Raw genomic sequence first — 24,124 nt, 5'->3', positions numbered from 1 at the left:
GAGGTGAAAGCATGGGTAGAGCCATAATAAGAAGAAAAGTTCGAGAACATTTAGATTTAACACCTGCCTTTGAACCTGATGTGGACGTAGTAGAAACACATGAATATCTCAGAATAGCTGCTGATATTCCCGGTGTGCACTTTGATGACATGGATATTCTCATTGCAGATGATAGTGTTATCATAAGGGGCGAAAGGAAAGGCGAAGCTATTTATAACCATGGAGAAGAATTTAGAATCATGGAACGTAAAATGGGAAAAATATTTAGACAAGTTCCAATTACCGCCGATATCTTAAGTGATGAAACAGAACTGTATTATGAAGATGGTGTACTAGTAGTGCATATGCCAAAAAACCAAAACTACCACTAAAAAGCTCTTTGGCCTTTTTAGTGGTAGTTTTTTGCTCTCAATACGTCCTTCCTCGCCCTTTCTTCCGTTGAGATTACCTCGTGTATGGCCTGACAGTATGAAAGTCTAGCAGCTTTTGAAGATCAGGAGGGTACAAGGCCATCCCCTACCAAATTAAGTTATCTTTTCGTAAACTGAAATGTCATTCGACATTTTTTTTATTTTTGTATGAATTATATTAAGTATTACTGAATAACTTTAAATAGGAATCTAGGGGGTGAATGAGTTGTTTTTAGTATTAAATAAAGAGAAGCTAATTTTTTACTTCATAATTGTTTTGTTGCTTGTAGTAGTTGGCTTTGGAGTTCTTTTCAGTTTAGATAAAGCAATTAAACCTACAACTGCTGGAATAGACCATATGTGTGTTTGTGAAACCGATAGGGTCCTTATTCCACAAGACCCTCCACTACAAGGTCATGATGTTGCAGAGATACAGATACAATTAGAAAGAATGGGCTACTACGACGGTGAAATAAACGGCGTATACACAGGTAGCATCGTTGAAGCAGTTAGAAGTGCCCAACAAGACCTAGGAATAGAACCAGATGGGATTGTAAATGTAGAATTACTAGAAGCATTATACATAGGGGATACCCATACAGAAACAGAGGAAAAAGAGCCTCCAAAAGGCGAGTTAAAAATTGTAGTTGACATTGATAAGTTCAAGCTAACACTTTATAGTGACGGTGAAGAATACGTAACATTTCCAATAACCATCGGTACAGCAAAGGACCCATCCCCTGTAGGGGACTGGACCATAGTTGATAAATCTTATATGCCCAACAATGGATTTGGGACTAGATGGATGAGGCTAAGTTGCCCATGGGGAGGATATGGAATCCATGGAACAAATAATCCTGGAGCAATAGGTCATGCTCAAAGTGCAGGCTGTATAAGGTTATATAATAAGGATGTTGAAAGGTTATATGAGTGGGTGGAAGTTGGGACACCTGTTTCTGTTATTTCTGATAGATGGCCGCCTACCTTTCGTACAGAATATAAAAAAGGTATGGTAGGTCAAGATGTAGTATACGTACAAAGGGCCTTAAGGGATTATGGCTTTTCTCCTGGTGGTGGAACATCGAAATTCCTTGATGAAACAGAAAAACAAGTAAAGAATTTCCAAAGGCATTATAGGTTGCCGGAAACAGGTATTGTTGATGAAAATATGATTTATTTGTTAGGGTTAAGGTAGGTGATGAGTGTTGGCTAAGATAATAAGAGTTGGTGTAGCATTGTCCATGATTATTTTGTTAGGTTTAGGTGTTTATTTTTACTTTGGCTATCAAAGGATTGATCAAAGGAATTATAATCCAGATGTATCCATAAATGAAAATAAAAACTATGTTATTGAGATATGGGATTTAAAAAACCCTAACTTCTTTATACTTGAAGAAGATCAACAGAGGGTGTGGAATGAGATAGCAGTAAGTTTGCAAGAAAAATATTCCAATGTTCAACTTGAAGTGAAACTCCTATCAGAGGAAGAGTATACCAAAAAAATCACTACAGGTATCAAGAAAAAAAATATGGCAGACATTGTTATTGATTGGTATGGAACACCTTTTATTGATACTGAGTTACAAATTCCCATAAATAAATACATGCAACTAGATGATGGGACCTTCCTTAACGGTCCCCTAGAATATGTAAAATATAATGAAGATTACATAGGGTACCCTTTAATTGCAAAACCTGAGATGCTAATTGCCAATTTGGAGATAATTGAACAGTTTGAAGACATTATTGGTATAGCTGTAAATGGATGGACCTTTGAGGAACTTGAAAAACTTTTATCAGATATAAAATCTACAAATAAGAAACCTATGAACGTAATGGACTATAAAGGTGTTTTTACATCTAGTTTACTGGTTCAAGGTGACGTAAACAATGTTATGAATGGAAGTAGTTTAAATTGGTATGGCCAAACTATGATTGACATGTATGTATCTTTAAACACATATTTAGAACAAGGTTTTCTAAGCTATAACCCCAGGTGGTTAGTGGACTTTTGGCATGGTGAGGTAGGCATTATAGGTGGAATAGATACTTGGTTGGTGGCAGAGACCCTAGAGAGAAATGAAAAGCTTAAGGGAAGTGAAATTAAAGGTGCAGGAAGTACGAAAGAAATAAATACTTTCTTAATGCCATATCCCCACAAAAGGGACTATACTCAGCGTTACGCCATGAGCACAGTTTCCGCCATTCCATTTAGTCAAGGTAGTTATAAAGGAGAAGATCATTCTAAGTTAGTTGTGGAGATTATAAACCATTTGGCTGAGATATATAGTCTAGAGTTTTCACAGGCTCCAGGATTCATACCTGCTAAAGAAAGCTTAACGAAAACCTGGAGTAACAAAAATGGTCTAGATGATTTTAGTAACCGTTCGGTACAACTATCTGCAATCCATGGAAAGCCCATGTATAGTAGGTATTTTGAAAACATAAAAGCAGAACAAGAAGGAATTCAAGCTATTCAAGTTCTACTAGATGAATTTTGGCAAGGCAAAAAGGATGTGGGTACTTTTTTCAATGAGTTAAACACAAATTAAAAGAGTTTATATATAGGAAAAATAATTGTTAGTAATCAAAGCTCCGAAATATTCGGGGCTTTTTTTTGCTCTTTTTAAGATAATATGGTAAATTAATGAGAGAAAATTATTTGAGGTGGGCAAGAATATGACATATAAAGAAGTTTATCTTGATAACAGCTCTACTACCTTTATGGATCCAAAGGTGTTAGATACATATTATGAAACAATGAAAAAATATTACGGCAACCCGTCTTCCCTTCATCAATTGGGTGTGGAAAGTGAAAAAAAACTAAAAGAAGCGAAGTCAATTGTGGCAAATACTTTAAAGGCCAAACCCCAAGAGATCCTATTTACTTCTGGTGGAACCGAAAGTAACAATATTGCAATCCATGGCACTATAAATGCTTTTAGAAACCGTGGCAATAAAATTATCACAACAAAAATCGAACATCCATCTGTCTTAGAGATATTTAAATACTATGAGTCACTGGGATTTGAAGTTATATATTTAGATGTTGATGAAAGTGGAGTAGTTAATTTAGAACAGTTAAAAACTGAGTTGAACAGAGAAACTATTTTGGTATCCATTATGGTGGTTAACAATGAAATTGGCACAGAACAGCCTCTATGGGAAATAGGCCAGCAAATCAAAGCAAATAATCCTTTATGTATATTCCATGTTGATGCAGTTCAAGGCTATGGGAAAATAGATATAGATCTTTTAGCTAGTAACATTAGCTTACTATCACTAAGTAGCCACAAACTTCATGGACCAAAAGGGGTGGGGGCACTTTATGTTAAAGACAAGCTCAAAATAGCACCCATAATGTTAGGTGGAGGCCAACAAATTGGCCTTAGGTCCGGCACTGAAAATGTACCAGGTTTTTACGCTATGGCAAAGGCATGTGAGAAAATATTTGCAAATAACAAACAAGATACTACTAAAATTTCAAAGCTCAGAAATTATGTCTGGGATAAGATAAAAGGATCTACCAAAGATGCATTACTTCTGACTCCCCTAGATTATTCAGCTCCACACATATTAAATACGGCCTTTAGAGGATTAAAGGGAGAAGTGTTAGTTCACGCACTTGAGAGTAAGGGCGTGTTTGTATCCACAGGCTCAGCCTGCTCATCTAAACAACAAGGTACAAGTCATGTACTTAAAGCCATAGATGTTCCAAAGGAATATATCGAAGGTGCAATACGAATCAGCTTTTCTAGATATAATAACGAAGATGATGTATGTTACGCAGTGGAAAAGATTATTGAAGCTGTCAATGAACTAAGCTTGTTTATGGCTTAAGTATAGAAGGAGAGAGTAAAAATGTATGATGTAATTTTAGTACGTTATGGAGAAATAAGTTTAAAAGGAAAGAATAGGAATTTCTTTGTACATACACTAACCCAAAGAATTAGGGAAAATATTGCTCACTTAAAACCGAGGAAGGTTGAAATTAGATACGGAAGGTTATATGTACCTGTTTTAGATGATAGTGAAGAACTTTTAGAGGCTTTAAGGAAAGTTTTTGGTATTGTATCATTAAGTCCTGCCATCAGAGTTTCAAGGGATGAAGAACAGATAAAAAATGCTTGCTTAGAACTACTAAAGAAAACAATTGATCCGAAGATTCCTAAGACATTTAAAGTGGAAACAAGAAGGGCTGACAAGACATTCCCCGTTAAATCCATGGACATGAATCAAATCTTAGGTGGAGCCATACTGCGAGAGTTTGACGAAATTCTAAAAGTTGATATTCACAACCCACAAATAGAGGTAGGAGTAGAAATCAGAAGTGAAGATGTGTTTATTTATTGTGAGAGGGTAAATGCCTTTGGAGGACTTCCAATAGGGGTTACAGGTAAAGGTTTATGTCTCCTTTCAGGGGGGATTGATAGCCCTGTTGCCTTTTGGTTAGCTGCTAAACGTGGAATATTAGTGGACGGGTTACACTTTCATAGTTTCCCATTTACTAGTCAAAGAGCTAAGGATAAAGTAGATGACCTATGTAAAAAGCTTGCCACATACTGTGGTAAAGTTAAACTACATACCGTTCATTTCACTGAAATACAAAAAGAAATTAAGATGAAATGTCCTGAAGATATGATCATAACTATTATGAGAAGATTTATGTTTAGAATCGCTGAAGGTTATGCAAAAAAACGTGACTCTTTGGTGCTTATAACAGGTGAAAATGTTGCCCAAGTTGCAAGTCAAACCCTTGAAAGTATGAATGTCATAAATGAAGTGGTTGATATACCTGTAATAAGGCCTCTAATCACCATGGACAAAATAGAAATAATAGAGAAGGCAAAGATTATAGATACTTTCGAAACATCAATTTTACCCTATGAAGACTGCTGCACGGTTTTCGTTCCTAAACATCCTAAAACAAGGCCAACACTTAGGCAGTGTCTAGAAGCAGAAAAGGAACTAGAAGTAGATAGACTAGTAGCAGAAGCTATAGAGAGCATAAAAATAGAAGAGTTTACCGTTGACATGTAAAATCGAAAGCCTTGGAGAATTTTCCGAGGCTTTTGATTTTACTGTTTGATTGACCCCTTATATCTAACCCTTTGGCCGTAATTCAAAAAACTGGGATAACACTAGCCAAATCCTACTTCTTATTTATTTTTTGGGAAATTTGAAGCAGGAAATTAGTGGCTATGAATAGAATTAATAATAACAAACAATTGGGGGGGAGCTTATGGGGAGGAATAATAGAAAGGATTTTCTTCTACTATCATTAGTGGGTATTATTATCCTTTCCTTGCTTGGAATTAAACTGATAAGTGATAGAGCTTTTCAGCCAAGGCAAGGAGATGTTGCTTATTACACAGTCTTTCAGGACGAATTCGTTAAGGTAGATATAATCTACTCTGATAAAAATAGGATTTCAGATGATGGAACCACATTTGTTTCTAGGAAGGGTCAGTATTCAAATGATATACTTTTAGTGGTGGAAAACTTAAGGAAAGATGGACTTATATTTACACCTACGCCAAATGTTACTATTGTTAACTCTCAAGGTAATATAGTGAGTAACTTAAACCCATATATAAAAGTGGCTGGCATAGCAAATTCAGAGGATTCAACTTATATATCATTGACCAATCCCGTACCTGATTACTCTGCTAAAACAGGAAAGTTTTCTTATGTAATAGATTTGCAATATCAATACATTTTTTATGATAGGGTGAACAATACTGAGCAGATATCAATTACTATCCAAACAGAAGTAATAAACCCAAATATTGTGGTAACGATTTTCCGGTTAGGTTTAAAGGCAATACCTTACATCATCACAATAATATTAACAATAGTAATATTTAAGAGGAGGAAGTAGTATTGAACGTAAATTTTACGCAATTATTATCAGCATTTTCTTTAGCACTTGATTTAGGTGAAAATAGAGTTTTAAGCCATGCTAAAAGAACGGCGTATATTAGTTTTAGGTTAGGTGAAAAACTAGGTCTTTCAAATCTAGCAGAATTGTATTTTTCAGGTCTTCTACATGACATAGGAGTAACTAAAACTCTATCTGAGGAACATTTTCTAATAAATAGGGTAAAGAGTCACTGCGATTTGGGAAGCGAGCTTGTAAGCCTGTTACCAGTACCCAAAAAGACAGATAAAATAATTAAGTTTCATCATGAAAACTATGATGGAACTGGGCCCAACTACTTGAAAGGATCGGAGATACCACTGGAGTCTCAAATTATTTACTTATCCGATGAAGTTGACATAAGAATTAACAAAGGTAAGAAAATATATACCCAAATAGAGTCTTTGAAAGATTATGTTAACAAAAACCAGGGGAAATTATTCAACCCCGAAACCGTACAAGCCTTCCAGAGCTTATCTAAACAAGATAGCTTCTGGTTAGATATTGAGAATGATAATTTCCAGTACGTAACTGAGAAGATAAGTGATATGAGTAAGTCCTACAGTAACATTGATGAAAATGAACTTTTATCCATAGCCAATGTATTTGGAAGGATAATCGATAGTAAAAGTAGGTTCACATCAACACACTCAACTGGATTAGCAGAGATTGTAAGAAATGTAGCCATTAAAAACAACTTTACAAATGACATCAGCTTACTTTCCACTGCTGCTCTTTTACATGACATTGGTAAAATTGCTGTTCCCAAAGAAATCCTTGAAAAACCAGGTAAGTTAAGTAATGATGAGTTTAAAATAATTAAAAGCCATGTTTATTATACTAATTACATTCTAGGTGGAATTGAAGGATTTCATCAAATCAATAAGATTGCCAGTAGTCATCATGAAAAATTAGATGGAAGTGGTTATGCCCAGGGTTTAAATGGTGAACATCTTACCTTATATGATAGAATACTAGGTATCTGTGATATATATCAAGCTCTAACAGAAGAGAGGCCATATAGAAAGGGTGATGACCCTTATACGGCCATAAAAATCATTAAACCTATGGTGGATAGAGGTCTTCTTTGTGCTGAGGCTTTTGATTTAGTTAAGAAAACAGTGATATAAAAAAAGTAAAGGCTAGAATAGCCTTTACTTACTGAATTACTATTATATATTATTATTGTTGCTGTTGTTGAGGATTAGTATATTTTTGTTGAGCTTGTGCTATTGATTGTGTATCCGCTGGCTTCACTTGATACATGCCCCTTTGCTGCATTACATTATAAATAGATGCTTGTAAATTGTGCTCATCCATTAAGATATTAAGCATATCTTGTCTTAATTGAGGGTTTGTAGCTTCATTAGCACCATCATTGTAAAGATGGGATAAGTGTTTCTCACAAGAGATACAATCGTGTAGTATATCTTTAGCTGATAAACTTTGATTTTGATTTTGGTTATTTGCCAATTTTATCCCTCCGTTATTGCAGATTTTGGTTAGTACGTAAGTGTTTGAGTAAAGTGTTATAATGCTGTTGATGCTTGTTAGCTAAGTTTTGACACTCTTCTCTGATTTCAGGGTCATTTGTTTGCTCGGCATAAAAGCGAAGTTTAGTCATTGTTAACTGTTCAGCTGATAATTGATCTTCTACATAATTAAGTTCTTTTTGAGAAAGCTGTTGATTTTGATTCAATTGCTTTGACCTCCCTTGAAAAGAAATATTTTTTTACCCTTACGTTTAATATTTTGACCTTTTATAATAAAATATATGCTGGAACTAAAATCAAAAGGAATGATATATATGGAAAAATTGAACAATTCAAAAATAAGAGATGTAATTTCTAAGCTGAAGGGAGATATATTGAAGAACTACGATCTTGTCTGGCTTTTAGAACAGGCTCTAAACCCAGGGCCATGGGAAATTTTCCAAGTAACTTGTGGTCAAAATAATGGTTTTTTAATCAAACGACAAAATCTTTATTGGGTAAGCCCAAAAACTGGAGAAGAACTAAACATTTTTTATGCTTTTGTGAAAAGAGAACTACCTGGCTATATTCATTGCTACGAGAAATGGATTGGAAATTACATAGAGAGTAAGGAATATCAGATAATCAAAAATGAAAACATTTACTATGTATGTAACAGGGAAAATTTTAATGCTAAGAAGAAATCAAATGCTGTGTTATTGGAGTATGATGAAATAAATCAGTGCAAAGATAAGTGGTTTAGCCCTGAGTTACTTGACTTTTTAAGGCAAAACCAAAGGGTTTATGGAATATTAGAAGAAGATAATACTTTAGTGGGTTGGTGTTATATTGATACACTGACAAAGGGAGTTGCCGAAGTTTATAGATTAGAAATACACCCAATGCGACGTCGTAGGGGGTTTGCCGGGGAAATACTTAGCAAATCCTTAGAGAAAGCATTTGAAAAAGAAGAACAAATTGTTTTCAACTTAAAGATAACAAATGAAGCAGCAATGGGGCTAATTAAGAAAATAGGTTTCAAAGAGATACAACGGGAATATAGATACTTAATTAAGTAGCGTGGATGGCTATTAGGATCAATAAAAAAGGTAAGCAGTTTGTTATTCTGCTTACCTTTTTTTACAATCATTTATTAATCTAGTTCCTGAACATAAATGCCTAACTGGCTACGGAAACTACACTTCAATATTAATCAATAATCCTTTTATAAAATTAATCTTATCTAATACATATAAATTATCACTTTCTGTACTCAATAGATTTTGTGTTATGTTTTCCAGTTCTTCGTCAATTTTTTCGATAGTCATATATATTTTATGGGGATTATAATAATCTCCATTTTCACTCTTTAATCTATACATTTCCCCAGTAGCCTTTTTTATGTAGGAGGCAATCAAACTATGATACTTTTTTAAATCCTTAAGGGTCATTTTTTCACTAAGACTTTTACCTTGTTCATCTATATCTACTAACAACTGGTCTAACTCACTTTTTAAATGAGATATTTTAAACTGAAGTTCAAAGGGAGAAACTTTTTGGTCTATCCCACTTCTATTTAACCTTACATTGTCAATTAGTCTAGTATTGCTCATTGAATTTTTTGAGTTAACTATTCTAGCCACTATTTTAGCCTCCCCTCTAAAAACATATTATACCACCATTATGGCTAAATTAAAATAAGAGTACTACTAAAGTAATACTAGTAGGCTTAAATCTATTTTTTTTAAGATCTTTAGAAGGAATTATCAAAAAAATATAGAAATATAAATTTAGAGTAACGAAATTTATTATTAAGGGGGTAACGATGTGTTAGATAAAGCTTTAGTTCAAGAAGTTTTAAACCAAGCTTTAACCACTGGTGGTGATTTCGCAGAAGTTTTTGTGGAAGATACACAAACGACAGCTATCGGTATGATAGGAGGTATTGTTGAAGAAAGTAACTCTGGGCGAGACTATGGTATCGGTATAAGGATTTTTAAAGGACACAATTCTGTATATGCCTATACAAATGATAGTTCAAAAGAGAATCTATTAAAGGTGGCAAGTACTGCGGCCGCAGCTTTAAAAGGCACCAAAGGTGATTTGGTTATCAACTTAACTAAAGTTGATATATTAAATAATCACCCTATTGCAAAGATACCAAACACTGTATCTAAGAATCAAAAAGTAGAAATTATGAAAAGAGCCTATTCAGTTGCCAAAAATTATAGTTCTGAAATTAGTCAAGTTGTAGTTCGATACCTAGATGTTGACCAAAAAATATTAATTGCAAACACTGAAGGTTTGTTTGTGGAAGACCGTAGAATTAGAACACGACTTCCCATTGAAGCTATTGCATCTAAAGGTACAGAGAAGCAATCAGGATTTTATGGACCTGGTGCCCATAAAGGTTTTGAATTTTTTGATGGAATTGATGTTGATTATTACGCAACAGAAGCAGCCCGCATAGCTACTACTATGATTAATGCTGAGCTTTGTCCTAGTGGTAAAATGCCAGTTATCATTGATAATGAGTTCGGAGGTGTTATATTCCATGAGGCTTGTGGACATGGTTTAGAAGCTACTTCGGTTGCAAAGAAGACGTCTGTGTTCGCAGATAAGGTTGGAGAACAAGTGGCCTCAGAACTAGTAACTGCTATTGACGATGGTACTATACCTAATGCCTGGGGTTCATCCAATATTGACGATGAAGGAATGAAAACTCAAAAAAATATACTTATTGAAGATGGTATCCTAAAGGGATATATGATAGATAAATTAAACGCTCGTCGTATGGGTATGGAGCCAACTGGCAGTGGTAGAAGACAAAACTACAAGTTTGCCCCGACTTCTAGGATGACTAACACCTATATTGCTGGAGGGAAATCAACACCAGAGGAGATCATAGCAAATACTGAGTATGGATTGTTTGCTAAGTACATGGGCGGTGGATCTGTAAACCCTGCAACTGGTGAATTTAACTTCGCCGTTAATGAAGGATATCTAGTGAAAAATGGTAAGATAGATAGACCAGTGAGAAGCGCAACCCTTATTGGTCGAGGTATAGATGTACTAAAGAAAATTGATATGGTGGGAAATAATCTTGGTCTTGGTCAAGGCATGTGTGGATCATTAAGTGGGGCAATACCTACAAATGTTGGTCAACCTATGATTAGGGTGTCTGAAATAACAGTTGGCGGAAGAAAGGGGGAGTAGTCTATGAATATAAGAGATTTCAAAGAAAAGCTTTTTAGTTTAGGAACTGAGAATGGGTTTACAGATATGGAAGTTTATTTTAATGCAAGTAACAATTTTAATGTTAAGATATTTAAAGGAGAAGTTGACAACTATACAGTAGCCGATGAATCAGGCCTAGCTTTTAGAGGACTTTATAAAGGCAAGATGGGATACGCTTTTACTGAAAAGGTAGATGAAACATCCTTGGGCATTCTAATTGAAGAGGCAAAAGGAAACGCAATGATAATAGAGGATGAGGACGAGGTTGAAATTTTTGCCGGTTCGGAAAAATATAATGATTTTGAAGGGTATTCAAAAGCCCTTGATGAGTTTACACCGGAGAAGAAAATACAATTTGCAAAGGACCTAGAAAAAGAAGCTTTTGCTTTAGATAGTAGGGTAGTGGCAGTTAACTACTGTATGATGGCTTCTGGAGAAGGGGAAAGAATCATAATTAACAATAAGGGCCTTGAGAAATCTGCTAAAGATAACTTAGCATACTGTTACCTATCCGTTGTGGTTAAAGAAGGGGAAAATATAAAAACAGGAGCTAAGTTTGTGGCTTCAACAAATATAACTGACTTTCATGCTAAAAAAATAGCAGAGAAAGCAGTTAAAGAAGCTGTATCTATGTTAGGTGCTGAAACAGTAAAATCTAAAAACTATCCTGTAATCTTTAGAAATGATGCAGCAAACACAATGTTAGAAACATTTAGCTCTATCTTTTCTGCAGAAAATGTTCAAAAGGATTTATCCCTTTTAAAGGGTAAACTAGGCAAAAATATTGCCTCAGAGAAAATTACCATAATTGACGATCCTTTAATGGAGAATGGATTTGCATCAACACCCTTTGATGCTGAAGGAGTAGCTACTTATAAAAAAGAGATAGTTTCCCAAGGAAAGCTTAATACATTTTTACACAACCTAAAAACTGCTAAGAAGGATGGCACTGAATCCACAGGCAATGCCTATAAAGCCTCCTTTAAAGGCTCAGTTGGGATTGCCCCATCTAATATGTATATCAGTCCAGGGGAAAAGACATATGACCAGTTAGTTGAAAATGTTGAAGAAGGAATAATAATAACAGATTTACAAGGGTTACACTCTGGAACAAATGCTGTTTCTGGTGATTTCTCTTTAGCAGCTCAAGGTTACTTAGTTCAAAATGGTAAAATTATTAGACCAGTTGATCAAATAACTATAGCAGGCAACTTCTACGAATTGCTTAATGAGATTGAGGACATAGCAGATGACTTAGAATTTGGTCTACCATCTAGGGGTAATTTTGGCTCACCCTCTTTGAGGGTTAAAGGAATAGCAGTATCAGGATAGGTAAATATATAAATATATAAATATTAGAAGGTGGTAGCCTAACCACCTTCTAATATTATGCTATGGTGCTACTTTAATTCTAAGCTAGTAGTAATAATTATCATTTATAACAAAGTGTGTTATAATAAAAATATCATAGAAAAGAGGTGGTAAAATGTTTGAGACTATAGTTGTTAGTGGTTTAGCAGGCCTTGCAACTGCCCTTGGAGCTTTAGTAGTGATATTCTTAAAAAAGCCCAGTGAAAAAATGGTTTCTGTAATGATGGGATTTGCAGCAGGTATTATGATTGCTATTTCAACCCTTGAACTTATACCTGAAGCTGTAGATTTGGGGGGAGTATTTAACACTGCCCTTGGCTTTATATTAGGGGCACTCCTGATGTTTTTACTAGATCTATTAGTTCCCCACTCTCATATGGGGACAGGGGAAAGAGATAACGGAGAATCTCAGTTAAAAAAAATGGGTTACTTTATATTCTTAGGAATAGCCTTACATAATCTGCCAGAAGGTTTAGCAATAGGAGCAGGCTTTGTGGCTGAAGAAGCACTAGGGATCTCCATAGCTATAGCCCTTGCTGTTCACAACATTCCTGAAGGTATGGCCACTGCGGTACCCCTCTTAGGTGGGGGTGTAAGTAAAGGTAAGGTATTATTACTTACCCTAGTTGCTGGTATGATGACACCTTTAGGTACAGCTATAGGCTTTTTGTTATTTGGTTTATCAGAAAGTTTTGTTTCTATAGCACTGAGTTTAGCAGCAGGTGCTATGATTTACATCGTTAGTGATGAACTGATACCGCACTCCCATAAGACTCATTCACATTGGGCTAATTTAGGACTTTTATGTGGCTTCTTACTGGGTTTTTTAATAACATAAATAAAAGTGGCTAGCACATATTGTTAGCCACTTTTATTTATGTTATTTTTTCAAGAATCATGCTTTACAGTTACCCTATGATCTGACCGAAGGTCTTGCGGTATCTAAAAGGCCAAGTACTATATGAGCTAACCCGAAGCCTAGAATACCAGCTCCTAGTTCTCCCCTAATGTACCAACCAATTAATGAAACTACAACACCTAAACCTGCAACAATGTAACTTGTTGTTTTACCACCCATTAAAGGTCGCCTCCAGTTCTTTTTAAAATAAATTCTAATAATATCTTTGCTTTTTTATATGTTTTGTATGCAGAAATTAAAAAAAACTATAATTATTAGTACTATTGCATGTAGTAGCCAGATATTATATAATACCAGTAAATACTGGACAAAAGGGGAGCTTTTTTTATGAAACTAATTTTTTCTGATTTCAAACCATTTCAAAGGGGAACTAAAAAAGTACTTGGGGAACTAGAGGCTGATATCTTAGATGTTATATGGGATAGTGAACCGGTTACTGTCCGTGAGGTATGTGATAAATTAAATAGAAACAGAAATATTGCTTATACTACTGTAATGACAGTTATGGGTAGACTTGCTAAAAAAGGTTACTTAGAAAAAAACAAGTGTGAGAACACTGCTGCATATATTTACAATAGCGTTATTACTAAGGACGAATTTCAAAAAAGTATTGTTTCCAGTGTTATAAAGGGTTTAATGGAGGATTATAAAGATCAAGTATTATCACACTTTGCTTCTGAGGTAAGTAAAGACGAGTTAGATAAAATTGAACAACTAGTGAAAGACGAGGTATAGGCTTCAGCTAGGAGGTAAAAACATGTACAATCTCATAAGCCACCCTTTTATCACCTATAGTATTGTAGTAACCATGGTTTCCTATGTAATGGTGCATTTTATAACACGGTATTTCATCAAAAATAATACTATTACTGGAATGCTGTGGTTATCTGTGCTTATGATTGGACCTTTAGCATACTCTTTGGAATATAGTAGGAAAAGTTGCATTTTTATTCGAGAAGGTAAGGGCTTGCATTATTTATGTTTTTTAAGTGGAAAATTAGGAAATATACTATTTCCATTATTAATATTGTTTTTGGCATATGCCCTTTTTAGGACATCTAAAGGTATCTATGGGTATTACAAAATAAGAAAGACAGTTTCCATCTATTCCCTATACTCTGAAGATCTACAGAAAATTATTAGGAAGAAACTTGATTTAGCTATACCTGTTTATATAGTAGATTTACCAATGGGTACAGTGTTCACTTTAGGATTTCTTAATCCTAAAATATACATCTCCAAAGAAATGGTGGATACCCTAGAGAAAGACGAGTTAGGTTGTATACTTATACATGAAGCTGGACATGGGAAATCTAAAGATAATTTACTTAAGTTAATTTTGATTTTTGTAAGGGACTTAATGTTTTTTAACCCCCTCGTTGACTTAGCTTTAAAAAAATACTTCATCTGTAGAGAAATTAGTTGTGACAAAGGAGCTGCAACACATTTTTCCCAAGAAACCTTGAATAAATGCTATATAAAAGTAGCAAAACAAATATGAATCCATATCTGGCTAAGTTTTCCCATGGTTCATTTACTGATAGAATTATGGGTTTAAAACAAGATAAAAAAATAATATACAAAGATTTTATTATAATTGGATCTTATATAATGATTTTAGTAGGAATAATCTCCAGAATATGCTAGATCTCAACTACGAAATTTCTAGCTATATAAAAAGTTAGAATAATTTAGGAGGTAAGGTTTTATGTCTAATAAAGTTAAAGATATTTTAATAATAGGTTTACTAGCAGTAGTCTTATTGGCTGTATTTAACCCAATGACTAGAGGCAGAAATGCAGCTTCAAATAATGACGACATTGTAATTAACGCCATAGATAACTATAAGGCAGAAACAGGCTACAGTGGTGAAATAACAGGGGAAATGAAGAATTTCGGTTGTCATACTGAACTTTGGTTAGTTGGTCCAAAGGGAGAAGTACTACAAAAATATACAGTCTACAATGGTGAGTTATACTAAATACTGTACTTTATTGTAGAAAAAGTTAAAATTAATATTTAACATATGAAATAATCAAAGCACACAGAAATCAATTCCTGTGTGCTTTGATTATTTCAAAAACTTATTCATAAACCATGATGATTTATGAGGTTCTAAAAGTTATATTAATTAATATACATAGACAAGAGTATAACAGCAACTAGAGGGGATAATAAATTTAACTTCTCAAATATTGGCTACGGAGGTGTATTTTATGGTCGGTGACCTTCAAAATACTTATGGTAAACTTAGTGATCAGGGTAAAAAAAAGGTTGATGTTTTTGCTAAATTTTTGCTAGATGAAGAGGTTTATGCAGAAGATGTGAACCTTGCAAGTAGCTTAATAGAAGAACTAAAATCAAAGGGTTACTATCAGAACCTTTTATCAAAATTCATCACACCCCATGAGATTGAAGAGATTATCAACTTGGTAGAGGGTTATGACAGAAATTTAGGCGAATACGAGGGTAATTATTATCGTAAGAACTTCAAACTATTAAAAGAGTATTGTAAGGAGATTCTTGCTGGGGACAATTCAATGATAAATTCACTTATAATTCAGATTGGAATACTAGAAAATAGTTTAGGAAGGTAAATTGTACTGTTTTTCAATATGCACATCTTGGTTTATGACTTTGTCTTAGGATTGTTTACAAGTTGAAGCAGATAAACATCTGCTTTTTTTTGATTCCAATTATTTAATTTGCACAGTCATATTTATATTTACACTAGAAATTAATCAACAAAGTGGTATAATAGGTTTTGACAATATTTACATTTACTCTTATAAACTGCATGGACAAAAAGGGGAGGTATATTTATGAAGGTGGGAATTATTGGAGCAGGGGTTGGAGGTACATCTATTCTTAAGATTCTTATGGAGTTACCAACAGTCAATGTCGCTTGGATAGCTGATTTGGATCAACAAGCTGAGGGTATTAAACTTGCACAAAAAAACTCCATAGAAACTGGAGGAAATTTTTTAGATTTTGTTAAACATAGTATCGTTGATTGTATTATAGAGGCAACTGGTGTTGATAAAGTTAAAAAGTTGTTACTTGAAAATGTAGACGAGAGTATCACAATTATTGATGGACAAGCTGCAAACCTTTTAATGGAGATAGTATCTGGACGTGATAATCTAATTAAGGAATTGAAGCAAATGTCAGAAAAACTTGAAAAAGATCTAACGAGCTTAAATGATGGTATACATAAAGTTGAACAATCAGTTGAGCAAATAAAAATCAGTACTTCTGACCTTTCTGATATGGGGCATACTTTAGTTAATGAGTCAAAAAATGCAAGCGAAGCAATAGGGAAAACCCAAGAAATTTTAGGATTTATTAAATCTATTAGTAAGCAAAGTAAGATACTAGGGATTAATTCATCCATCGAAGCTGCTAGGGCTGGAGACGCTGGCAGAGGTTTTGGTGTGGTAGCAGAGGAAATTAGGAAAATGGCTGAATCAAGTGATACATCTGTTGAAGAAATCCAGAAGGTTATACTAGAAATTCAAAATAACATGGGTGCAGTACAAAGGGGAATAAATATATCAACAAATGTAGCACAAAAACAGGCAATGGCCACAGAAGAAGCATTTAATATTTTACATAAACTGGCAAAAATTTCAGAGGAAATCAAGGATTTCGCAGAGGAGATAGTTGCACTTAATTAATTAAATTTCTTTATATGAATACATGGATTATGTTTTGAGCAACACTAACTATAGAATAAAACTATAGGAGGGTTGTTATTTATGAAAGCTAAATTAACTTTAGTAAGCTTACTTATTGTGATGCTATTAGTGGTTATGCCTGGCTGCGGTGCTGGTGGAGATGCACAAAATGGTGGAGATGATCAAGGAAGATATCAAGATGGTGAATATACAGGCTCAGCTCAAGGCTACAATAGTGAAATCGAAGTTAGGGTTGTAGTAAGTGGTGGTGAAATCACCGAGATTGAAGTACTTGATCATGAAGAAAGTGCTGGCATAGCAGACAATGCATTAGCTCAAACAGGACAAAGAATAATTGAAGCTCAAGATACAGAAATAGAGCTGATAACAGGGGCAACAGCCACAAGTAGAGGCATAAGAGATGCTGTTGCAAATGCACTAGAAGGAACTGAAAATTAATAGTAAAGTTCTCTAAAGTAAGAATAGTACTTTAGGGAGCTTTTTTTATTTTTAATGATAATATATAATTGAATAAACAAAACTAAATGATAAGGGGTGTTAATATGACCCGAGCCGTTCTAATAGACGATTCAGGATTTATGAGAAGAGTTATTAAAGATATATTAAGTCAAAATTCCATTGAAGTGGTGGCAGAAGCTGAAAATGGGTTCGAAGGTATAAAAAAAGTAATAGAGCTGAAACCAGATGTAGTTCTTTTAGATATAGAAATGCCTGTTTTAACAGGCCTTGATACATTGTCACTAATTATGAAAAAATGCCCAACACCAGTTGTGATGTTTAGCTCTCTAACTAAAGAAGGTGCCGATGTCACAATGGAGGCACTTAAGTTAGGGGCTATAGATTTTTTACAAAAACCTAAGACTAGTTTAGATGTTTATGCACTGAAAGATCAGTTAGTTGATAAAATCAAAACATCAGCTAAAGCTAAAGTAAAAGATAGCTCTAAAGAAATTAAAATACAGAAGAAGGTTAAAACCTTAAGAGAGGTTTCCCATGGACAACCAAATAGAATCTGTGTAATAGGATGCTCCACGGGGGGGCCTAAAGCACTTACACAGATTTTTGAAAAAATGGAGTACCTAAACCAAAGCATATTTATTGTTCAACATATGCCTGCATTTTTCACTAAAACCCTTGCTAAAAGATTAAATGACATTACACCATTTATAGTGAAAGAAGCAGAGGATAAAGAAGAAATAAAAAACGGTGTTGTTTATTTAGCCCCTGGTGATAACCATATGGAAATAGTGGAGCACAACGGATACAAAATTATTAGTCTAAATAAAGATCCGGCTTTGCACGGCTGTAGACCAGCAGTTGATTATCTTTTTAAGTCTGCTGCAAGCATATTTAAAGAGAAATTGCTGGCATGTGTTTTAACAGGGATGGGTAAAGATGGATTAGATGGTAGTCAGTGGGTAAAGAATCAAAAGGGTTTGGTTTATGTGGAAAGTGAAGAAACATGCACAATATATGGTATGCCAAAGCAAGTGGCAGAAAGGAATTTAGCAGATTCTATTTTACCCATAGATTCTTTTGCAAAAGAAATAAACAAATTTTTAGGTTAATTAATTTTTGATTACAATACAGGAATGTAATGTTTTTGTGAAGAACTAAGGTAGTAATATAAACATGAGGTGAGATCATGAGAAAAATTTTGGTTGTTGAAGATGAAAGTGCCATCTTAGAGTTGTTGAAATTTAACCTAAAGAAAGAAGGTTATCAAGTTGAGGCGGCAACAGATGGTCAAAAAGCAATTGGTCTTATAAAAGAAAACTCCTTTGACCTTATTATTTTAGATTTAATGCTACCTGAAATTGATGGACTAGAAGTATGTAAGTATATAAGGCAGAAGCATGGGTTTAATGTATATGTCATTATGCTAACAGCAAAGGGCGAAGAAATAGATAAAATTGTTGGGTTGGAGATAGGTGCAGATGACTATATGACAAAACCCTTTAGCCCAAGGGAGCTTTTGGCAAGAATCAAGGCAGCATTTCGCAGAAACAACAAAATTGAAAATAAACATTACTTGGAAAAGGGTGATTTAAAGATAGATCGGGATCAATACCTTTGCCAGTACAAAAGTGTGCCTTTGGAACTGACTCCAAAACAGTTTGCTTTACTAATGTACCTAGTTGAAAATGACGGTAAGGTTTGCACCAGGGAAGAATTGCTTTCTAACGTGTGGGGCTATGACTACCTAGGTGACAGTAGGACAGTTGATGTTCACATACGTCAGCTTCGACAAAACTTAGAAAGTGTACATGGAGAAGATGATATACCCATCCAAACATTGAGGGGTGTTGGCTATCGCTTTAGGAGTGGTAAGTATTGAGATTTAGTATAAGAAATAAAATAACATACACCTACGCCATTTTATTTACTATTGTGTTCTTTATTTTAGGGGCATACCTTTCTAGTTTTTTTGGTGAACACTACATGGAAGTACTCAAAGAAAACTTGATTAACAATACTACTTTGTTAGCAGACTACGTACAGGTGTTGAATGTAGAACAACTACATGAGTACTCTTTTAATATAACGGACACTTTAGGTTTAAGGGTAACGGTAATAGATATTTATGGCGTGCCCATAGCTGAAACATTAAAACCCGTGGGTGAGCTAGAAAATCACCTTAATAGACCAGAAATCCAAAGTGCTTTACAAGGGCAAATTACAACAGCAAGTAGATACTCCACCACAGTCAATAGCGAGATGCTTTATTCAGCAGCACCTATCTATAATGAAAGCGGTGAGGTGATTGGCTTCTTTCGCTTAGCAAAACCACTAGTGGAAATTGATGAGACCCTTTCTAAGATACGCTTTGCTATAATAGGTGCTAGTTTAATAGGGTTAGTATTAACAGGGGTTTTTGGTAGTTTGATATCAGGTGCAATAACAAGCTCTATTGATAAACTGACAGCTAAAGCTAAAAAATTCGGTAAGGGTGTTTTCAAACCTGTGACTGAAATCCATACAAAGGATGAAATAGGAGAACTTGAAAAAGTATTTAATGAAATGGGCCATAATATAGGAAAGATGATAGAAAATAGCTCAAAAGAAAAGGCAAGGGTTGAGAATATTTTGAGGAATTTACCTGTTGGGGTACTTGTTATAAATCAAAATGGACTAGTGGAGACTTCTAACAGTGCAGCCAGGGCTATTTTAGGTGCGGATTCAGGGGGAGGTACTAAGCCACTAACTCACCTTACAAGGGATTATCAAGTAAATGATTTTGTAATGAACCTCCTAAGCGGAGTTGAACAAGATGAAATTGAGATTATTTTACTAAATTCAACTGGAGAGAACCAGTTTATTCGCTTTAAGGGTGCTGGAGTTTACAAAAATAAAGTAGGTCAATATGAAGAGATTGTTGTAGTATTACAAGATATAACTGATTTAAGAAAACTAGAACAAATGAGAAAAGACCTAGTTGCAAATGTATCCCATGAACTAAGAACACCAGTAACGGCAATACAAGGGTTTGCAGAGACGCTGTTAGATGGTGATGTAGATACTGAAACCACTGACCATTTTTTAGGTATTATTAAAACAGAGTCTTTGAGGTTAAGTAGGTTAATTACTGATTTACTGAATTTATCTAAACTAGAAAGTAACGAGAAGAAACGTAAAGAGGGAAGTAGTAACTTAAAAATTGTTGTTGAATCTGTGGTCAATTTATTGAAAGAGAAATTTGAGTCAAAGGGAAGCAGCATAAGCATTGAAGTTGATGAAAAAATAAATTTAGCTGTAGATAAAGATTATGTAGAACAAATCATAGTAAACTACTTAGAAAATGCCATCAAATACACTCCTGTGAAAACTAAGATAACAATAAGTGCTGTACCACAAGATAATGGGTTTGTACGTATAGTGGTAATAGACACTGGTCCAGGCATACCCCAAAGAGATCAAAGAAGGATTTTTGAAAGATTTTTTAGAGTAGAAAAATCTCGACAAAGGGGAGAAGGTGGAACAGGACTAGGGCTTGCCATTGTAAAACACATTGTAGAAGGGTTTAACGGAGAAGTTGGTGTTATGAGCAGTGAAAGCGGAACAGCTTTTTGGGCTACGCTACCACAAAAAAGATAATGTTAGCCTGACGGTGTAAAGGGGGGAAACAGGTTGCTAAAGGAGAATATCGTAGAAAAAGGCAGAGAAATCGGTTTTTTAGATATTAAATTCACTGGTTCTGAACCATTTACTGAATATTTAATGCACCTTCAAACCTTAAAAGAGAAAAACATTTATCCTCCTTTTGTCACAGAAGAAATCTCTCTAAGGACAAATCCGAGATTAATCTTAGCTAGCTGTAAGACCATAATTGCCGTTGCCATGAGCTATAAACATCTTATGGACATAGCTGCAAATAACCCATTACCTGAAAATTACGGATATATATCCCCAAGTGCTTGGCATACTGACTATCATACTTTACTGAAAGATTCCATGGAAGAACTAATAGAGTTTATTGATGAGCAAACAGAAGGTAAATACACTTTCAAAGCCTACGTGGACACAGGCCATTTGTCAGATAGGGAAGTAGCTAAAAGGGCAGGATTAGGATATATAGGAAAAAACTCATGTCTAATAACTGCTAAAAGTGGGTCGTATGTATGGCTTGGACATATACTAACAAACTTATATATAAAACCTGACACCCAAATGAATAGGCAATGTGGAGATTGTCGAAATTGCATATTAGCTTGCCCCACGAAGGCTATAAATGATGATGGCACCATTGACTATAATAAATGTTTATCCAATGTTCTTGTGCAAAAGGGCGACCTGCCTAAAAGTATAATTAATAAGATGGGTAAAAGAATTTATGGATGCGATACCTGTCAATTGGTCTGTCCAAAAAATAAAGTCCTTAAGAGCCAGGGGATTGATGAACATATAGAGCCTGGATGGATGGATTTAGAGGAACTAGATAAGCATAGCAATAAAACATTTAAAGAAAAATATGGGCACACTGCATTTAGTTGGCGGGGAAAATCGGTGCTAAAAAGAAATGCAGATGCTATAAAAGATAAGGAAACACAACCCAAGGGAACATAGGGAAAACATGACAACTTAGTTGTCATGTTTTTTTTAGATTAAACTTCCTATACTGAAATCAACAAAAATATAAAATTTCTGTAAATATTTAAAATAAAAAAGGATATTTACATTTTTTATAGAATTATATTATATCAGAGTAAAAGCAATAGTTGAAATTGCGAAAAATTTGTAAAGGGTGTAGGGAGGGATTACCTCATGAGCAAAAAAGTCTTGCCACCAGAGCTCTTATTTAAACCTGTTTCAGATTTAAAACTTTCCACACGGGCTAGAAATGTTCTTAAGCAATGTGATATAAAAACATTTGGCCAATTGTATTTGACAAACGATCAGATGCTAGGAGAAACATCTAATTGTGGTAAAGTAACCCTGAACGAAATTAAATATGCAATTGAGAAGGAACTAAACACAGATGAGTCCTTCAATTGCAAAACAAACGTTGGTAAGTTACATTTTTCACCAAGGGTAGAGAATTGTCTATTAAGCGTTGGAATAGATACTGTTGAAAAATTAGTTAACATCTCAATACCCGCCTTAATGGATATTAAAAATCTAGGTGGAAAATCGGCACTGGAGGTAATTTTAAAGGTAAAAGAGCTTAAAGAAACTTTGTCTAACTTAAGGGAATGTCAAACACATCAATGGGGTGTAAGAGTTAGCAAAGAGAACCGTTCTGTGTATCAAGGTATACTTATTAACTATCCTGTAGAGTTTTTGCCCATAGAAGAAGAGATTCTACTTATATTAAAAAGAGAAGGAATACAAACAATAGAGGATTTAATCAATCAAGATGAAAATAGTTTATATTTGAAATATAAAGGTAGAATTTTTGATAAACTGTATTTTTATAATCATAGCTTATTAAGGCAAACAACCAATGATTCTTCTCAAATTTGTGAAAGTCAAAATGGTGAATTAACATATCAAAAACTTCCGGATTTATTAAATGCTCTTAGAGAAAAAGTGGTTTCAAGGGATTCTAAACTTTGGAGCGAGGGTATATTTAATGGATTAAGTGTTAGAGAAAAGGAAATGATAAAACTATATTATGGATTCAGTTCGAAAAAAAGCACTTTGCAAGAAATTGGGGATAAATACGGTCTTACAAGGGCGAGGATCCAGCAAATAATTAAAAGAATTAAGACTAAAATTCTAGCTAACGTATATTTTGAAAACATTAATCTCCTTCTTTGGTTTCATATTTTTGGGTTTACCCAAGGGGGTGTGTTTTTACAAGAAGTTTTCTTCAAAGAGTTCAATACTTATTACAAAGATATTAGTTTAAATATAAATGCTTTAGGGGAAATGTTATTGGATTTAGACCCTATGTTTGAAAATGTATCATACAACGTATGGGGGATGACCATTCTTCCATTAGAACATTATCAGAGGGTTATCGAAGAAGGGATAAAGCTACTACAGCAAGGTCCATTAGAGCAAGAGGATTTACTTAATGAACTTAAACAAAGACCTTTATACTTCAACTTGAAAAATAAGGAGGCACCTGTTTCAGGAGTTTTAGATAACTTTATTCCCGCATGTTTAGCCTCAGCCCAGTCACTATCTCTAACAGCAGTAGGTAGTTATACCTTAGAGAGTAGAGAAGGAACTAAGGTTCAAAGTATTATTAATGCTTTAAGGGGAACAGGAAAACCCTTACACTATTTAGATATAATTAATAAGGTAAATGATTCAGCTAATGATGATAACAAGGTCACTGTACAGTACGCAAGGGCCATCCTAGCAAATCATAAACAGATTTTTGCAAGAGTAGGTAGAGGTATCTATGGTCTTACAGAGTGGGGTATTAAAGAGTATAAACATATCTCAGACTATATTTTTGAAATATTAAACAATAGTAAAACACCCCTGTACTATAAGCAGATAAGTAAAATTGTAAACAAAACTCACTATACTAAAGAACAGACAATATATAACTCACTGACGCAAGATAATAGATTTGTAAGGACTCAATCGGGCTATTATACTGTGAGAGAAATAAAGAAAACTTAGGAATACCATCCTAAGTTTTC

General features: G+C 34.4%; 27 protein-coding genes. 23 read left to right on the top strand and 4 right to left on the bottom strand.

Annotated features, from left to right (window positions below):
- The first annotated feature begins 11 nt into the window (after window positions 1-11).
- The 7 genes from HYG86_RS02540 to HYG86_RS02510 all read left to right on the top strand — a co-directional run bounded on the left by HYG86_RS02540 (window position 12) and on the right by HYG86_RS02510 (window position 7,460).
- A complete protein-coding gene (locus HYG86_RS02540) occupies window positions 12-371 on the top strand; it encodes an Hsp20/alpha crystallin family protein (protein ID WP_213167382.1) in 360 nt (119 codons plus the stop codon).
- A 265-nt stretch (window positions 372-636) separates the two neighbouring features.
- Window positions 637-1,605, top strand: coding sequence for a L,D-transpeptidase family protein (locus tag HYG86_RS02535; RefSeq protein ID WP_213167381.1), 969 nt, complete (start codon window positions 637-639; stop codon window positions 1,603-1,605).
- Between the two features lie 10 nt (window positions 1,606-1,615).
- A complete protein-coding gene (locus tag HYG86_RS02530; protein ID WP_213167380.1) occupies window positions 1,616-2,962 on the top strand; it encodes an extracellular solute-binding protein in 1,347 nt (448 codons plus the stop codon).
- Window positions 2,963-3,089: 127 nt separating this feature from the next.
- Window positions 3,090-4,250, top strand: coding sequence for a cysteine desulfurase family protein (locus HYG86_RS02525; RefSeq protein ID WP_213167379.1), 1,161 nt, complete (start codon window positions 3,090-3,092; stop codon window positions 4,248-4,250).
- A 21-nt stretch (window positions 4,251-4,271) separates the two neighbouring features.
- Window positions 4,272-5,450: a tRNA uracil 4-sulfurtransferase ThiI gene (thiI, locus tag HYG86_RS02520; RefSeq protein ID WP_213167378.1), complete on the top strand. Its 1,179-nt coding sequence runs from the start codon at window positions 4,272-4,274 to the stop codon at window positions 5,448-5,450.
- Between the two features lie 202 nt (window positions 5,451-5,652).
- Window positions 5,653-6,291 (top strand): hypothetical protein, encoded by a 639-nt coding sequence (locus HYG86_RS02515; RefSeq protein ID WP_213167377.1) that lies wholly within the window; start codon window positions 5,653-5,655, stop codon window positions 6,289-6,291.
- A 2-nt stretch (window positions 6,292-6,293) separates the two neighbouring features.
- Window positions 6,294-7,460: an HD-GYP domain-containing protein gene (locus HYG86_RS02510; protein ID WP_213167376.1), complete on the top strand. Its 1,167-nt coding sequence runs from the start codon at window positions 6,294-6,296 to the stop codon at window positions 7,458-7,460.
- A 52-nt stretch (window positions 7,461-7,512) separates the two neighbouring features.
- On the opposite strand, the gene HYG86_RS02505 is transcribed toward HYG86_RS02510, so the two are convergent.
- Both HYG86_RS02505 and HYG86_RS02500 read right to left on the bottom strand, forming a co-directional pair.
- On the bottom strand, window positions 7,513-7,803 hold the full coding sequence (locus tag HYG86_RS02505; protein ID WP_213167375.1) for a spore coat protein: 291 nt from the start codon (window positions 7,801-7,803) through the stop codon (window positions 7,513-7,515).
- A gap of 13 nt (window positions 7,804-7,816) precedes the next feature.
- On the bottom strand, window positions 7,817-8,029 hold the full coding sequence (locus HYG86_RS02500; protein WP_213167374.1) for a spore coat protein: 213 nt from the start codon (window positions 8,027-8,029) through the stop codon (window positions 7,817-7,819).
- Window positions 8,030-8,137: 108 nt separating this feature from the next.
- On the opposite strand from HYG86_RS02500, the gene HYG86_RS02495 reads away from it, so the two are divergent.
- A complete protein-coding gene (locus tag HYG86_RS02495) occupies window positions 8,138-8,881 on the top strand; it encodes a GNAT family N-acetyltransferase (protein ID WP_213167373.1) in 744 nt (247 codons plus the stop codon).
- 117 nt (window positions 8,882-8,998) lie between these two features.
- Here HYG86_RS02495 and HYG86_RS02490 read toward each other — a convergent pair whose 3' ends face one another.
- A complete protein-coding gene (locus HYG86_RS02490; RefSeq protein WP_213167372.1) occupies window positions 8,999-9,445 on the bottom strand; it encodes a YaaR family protein in 447 nt (148 codons plus the stop codon).
- A gap of 184 nt (window positions 9,446-9,629) precedes the next feature.
- On the opposite strand from HYG86_RS02490, the gene HYG86_RS02485 reads away from it, so the two are divergent.
- The 3 genes from HYG86_RS02485 (at window position 9,630) to HYG86_RS02475 (ending at window position 13,248) form a co-directional block, all read left to right on the top strand.
- Window positions 9,630-11,018, top strand: a complete 1,389-nt coding sequence (locus tag HYG86_RS02485; protein ID WP_213167371.1) for a TldD/PmbA family protein — start codon at window positions 9,630-9,632, stop codon at window positions 11,016-11,018.
- 3 nt (window positions 11,019-11,021) lie between these two features.
- Complete coding sequence (locus HYG86_RS02480; RefSeq protein ID WP_213167370.1) at window positions 11,022-12,371, top strand: TldD/PmbA family protein; 1,350 nt, start codon at window positions 11,022-11,024, stop codon at window positions 12,369-12,371.
- Between the two features lie 154 nt (window positions 12,372-12,525).
- On the top strand, window positions 12,526-13,248 hold the full coding sequence (locus tag HYG86_RS02475; RefSeq protein WP_213167369.1) for a ZIP family metal transporter: 723 nt from the start codon (window positions 12,526-12,528) through the stop codon (window positions 13,246-13,248).
- A 75-nt stretch (window positions 13,249-13,323) separates the two neighbouring features.
- On the opposite strand, the gene HYG86_RS02470 is transcribed toward HYG86_RS02475, so the two are convergent.
- On the bottom strand, window positions 13,324-13,488 hold the full coding sequence (locus HYG86_RS02470) for a hypothetical protein (RefSeq protein ID WP_213167368.1): 165 nt from the start codon (window positions 13,486-13,488) through the stop codon (window positions 13,324-13,326).
- 168 nt (window positions 13,489-13,656) lie between these two features.
- On the opposite strand from HYG86_RS02470, the gene HYG86_RS02465 reads away from it, so the two are divergent.
- From HYG86_RS02465 to HYG86_RS02410, 12 genes are all read left to right on the top strand, one after another.
- Window positions 13,657-14,064, top strand: coding sequence for a BlaI/MecI/CopY family transcriptional regulator (locus HYG86_RS02465; protein WP_213167367.1), 408 nt, complete (start codon window positions 13,657-13,659; stop codon window positions 14,062-14,064).
- 22 nt (window positions 14,065-14,086) lie between these two features.
- Window positions 14,087-14,830: a M56 family metallopeptidase gene (locus HYG86_RS02460; RefSeq protein WP_213167366.1), complete on the top strand. Its 744-nt coding sequence runs from the start codon at window positions 14,087-14,089 to the stop codon at window positions 14,828-14,830.
- Window positions 14,827-14,976, top strand: coding sequence for a hypothetical protein (locus HYG86_RS02455; RefSeq protein WP_213167365.1), 150 nt, complete (start codon window positions 14,827-14,829; stop codon window positions 14,974-14,976). The genes HYG86_RS02460 and HYG86_RS02455 overlap by 4 nt, the downstream gene beginning before the upstream one ends.
- Before the next feature lie 61 nt (window positions 14,977-15,037).
- Window positions 15,038-15,310, top strand: coding sequence for a hypothetical protein (locus tag HYG86_RS02450; RefSeq protein WP_213167364.1), 273 nt, complete (start codon window positions 15,038-15,040; stop codon window positions 15,308-15,310).
- Window positions 15,311-15,545: 235 nt separating this feature from the next.
- Complete coding sequence (locus HYG86_RS02445; protein WP_213167363.1) at window positions 15,546-15,926, top strand: hypothetical protein; 381 nt, start codon at window positions 15,546-15,548, stop codon at window positions 15,924-15,926.
- Between the two features lie 225 nt (window positions 15,927-16,151).
- Window positions 16,152-17,006, top strand: coding sequence for a methyl-accepting chemotaxis protein (locus tag HYG86_RS02440; RefSeq protein ID WP_213167362.1), 855 nt, complete (start codon window positions 16,152-16,154; stop codon window positions 17,004-17,006).
- A gap of 81 nt (window positions 17,007-17,087) precedes the next feature.
- Window positions 17,088-17,465 carry an FMN-binding protein gene (locus HYG86_RS02435; protein WP_213167361.1) on the top strand — a complete coding sequence of 126 codons (378 nt, stop codon included), beginning with the start codon at window positions 17,088-17,090 and terminating at the stop codon, window positions 17,463-17,465.
- Window positions 17,466-17,569: 104 nt separating this feature from the next.
- The gene (locus HYG86_RS02430; RefSeq protein ID WP_213167360.1) at window positions 17,570-18,595 is read left to right on the top strand and encodes a protein-glutamate methylesterase/protein-glutamine glutaminase; all 1,026 of its coding nucleotides are present in this window, start codon (window positions 17,570-17,572) and stop codon (window positions 18,593-18,595) included.
- Between the two features lie 77 nt (window positions 18,596-18,672).
- Window positions 18,673-19,365 (top strand): response regulator, encoded by a 693-nt coding sequence (locus tag HYG86_RS02425; protein ID WP_281391305.1) that lies wholly within the window; start codon window positions 18,673-18,675, stop codon window positions 19,363-19,365.
- Window positions 19,362-21,122 carry a HAMP domain-containing sensor histidine kinase gene (locus tag HYG86_RS02420; protein WP_213167359.1) on the top strand — a complete coding sequence of 587 codons (1,761 nt, stop codon included), beginning with the start codon at window positions 19,362-19,364 and terminating at the stop codon, window positions 21,120-21,122. Before HYG86_RS02425 ends, HYG86_RS02420 begins: the two co-directional genes overlap by 4 nt.
- Window positions 21,123-21,155: 33 nt before the next feature.
- Window positions 21,156-22,091 carry a tRNA epoxyqueuosine(34) reductase QueG gene (gene queG, locus HYG86_RS02415; RefSeq protein WP_213167358.1) on the top strand — a complete coding sequence of 312 codons (936 nt, stop codon included), beginning with the start codon at window positions 21,156-21,158 and terminating at the stop codon, window positions 22,089-22,091.
- A 198-nt stretch (window positions 22,092-22,289) separates the two neighbouring features.
- Window positions 22,290-24,104 carry a DNA-directed RNA polymerase subunit alpha C-terminal domain-containing protein gene (locus HYG86_RS02410; protein ID WP_213167357.1) on the top strand — a complete coding sequence of 605 codons (1,815 nt, stop codon included), beginning with the start codon at window positions 22,290-22,292 and terminating at the stop codon, window positions 24,102-24,104.
- Window positions 24,105-24,124 lie beyond the last annotated feature (20 nt).

Source organism: Alkalicella caledoniensis, assembly GCF_014467015.1.
GTDB lineage: Bacteria > Bacillota > Proteinivoracia > Proteinivoracales > Proteinivoracaceae > Alkalicella > Alkalicella caledoniensis.
The sequence above is the reverse complement of the archived record's forward strand: the minus strand, read 5'-3'. Positions and strand labels throughout refer to the sequence as shown.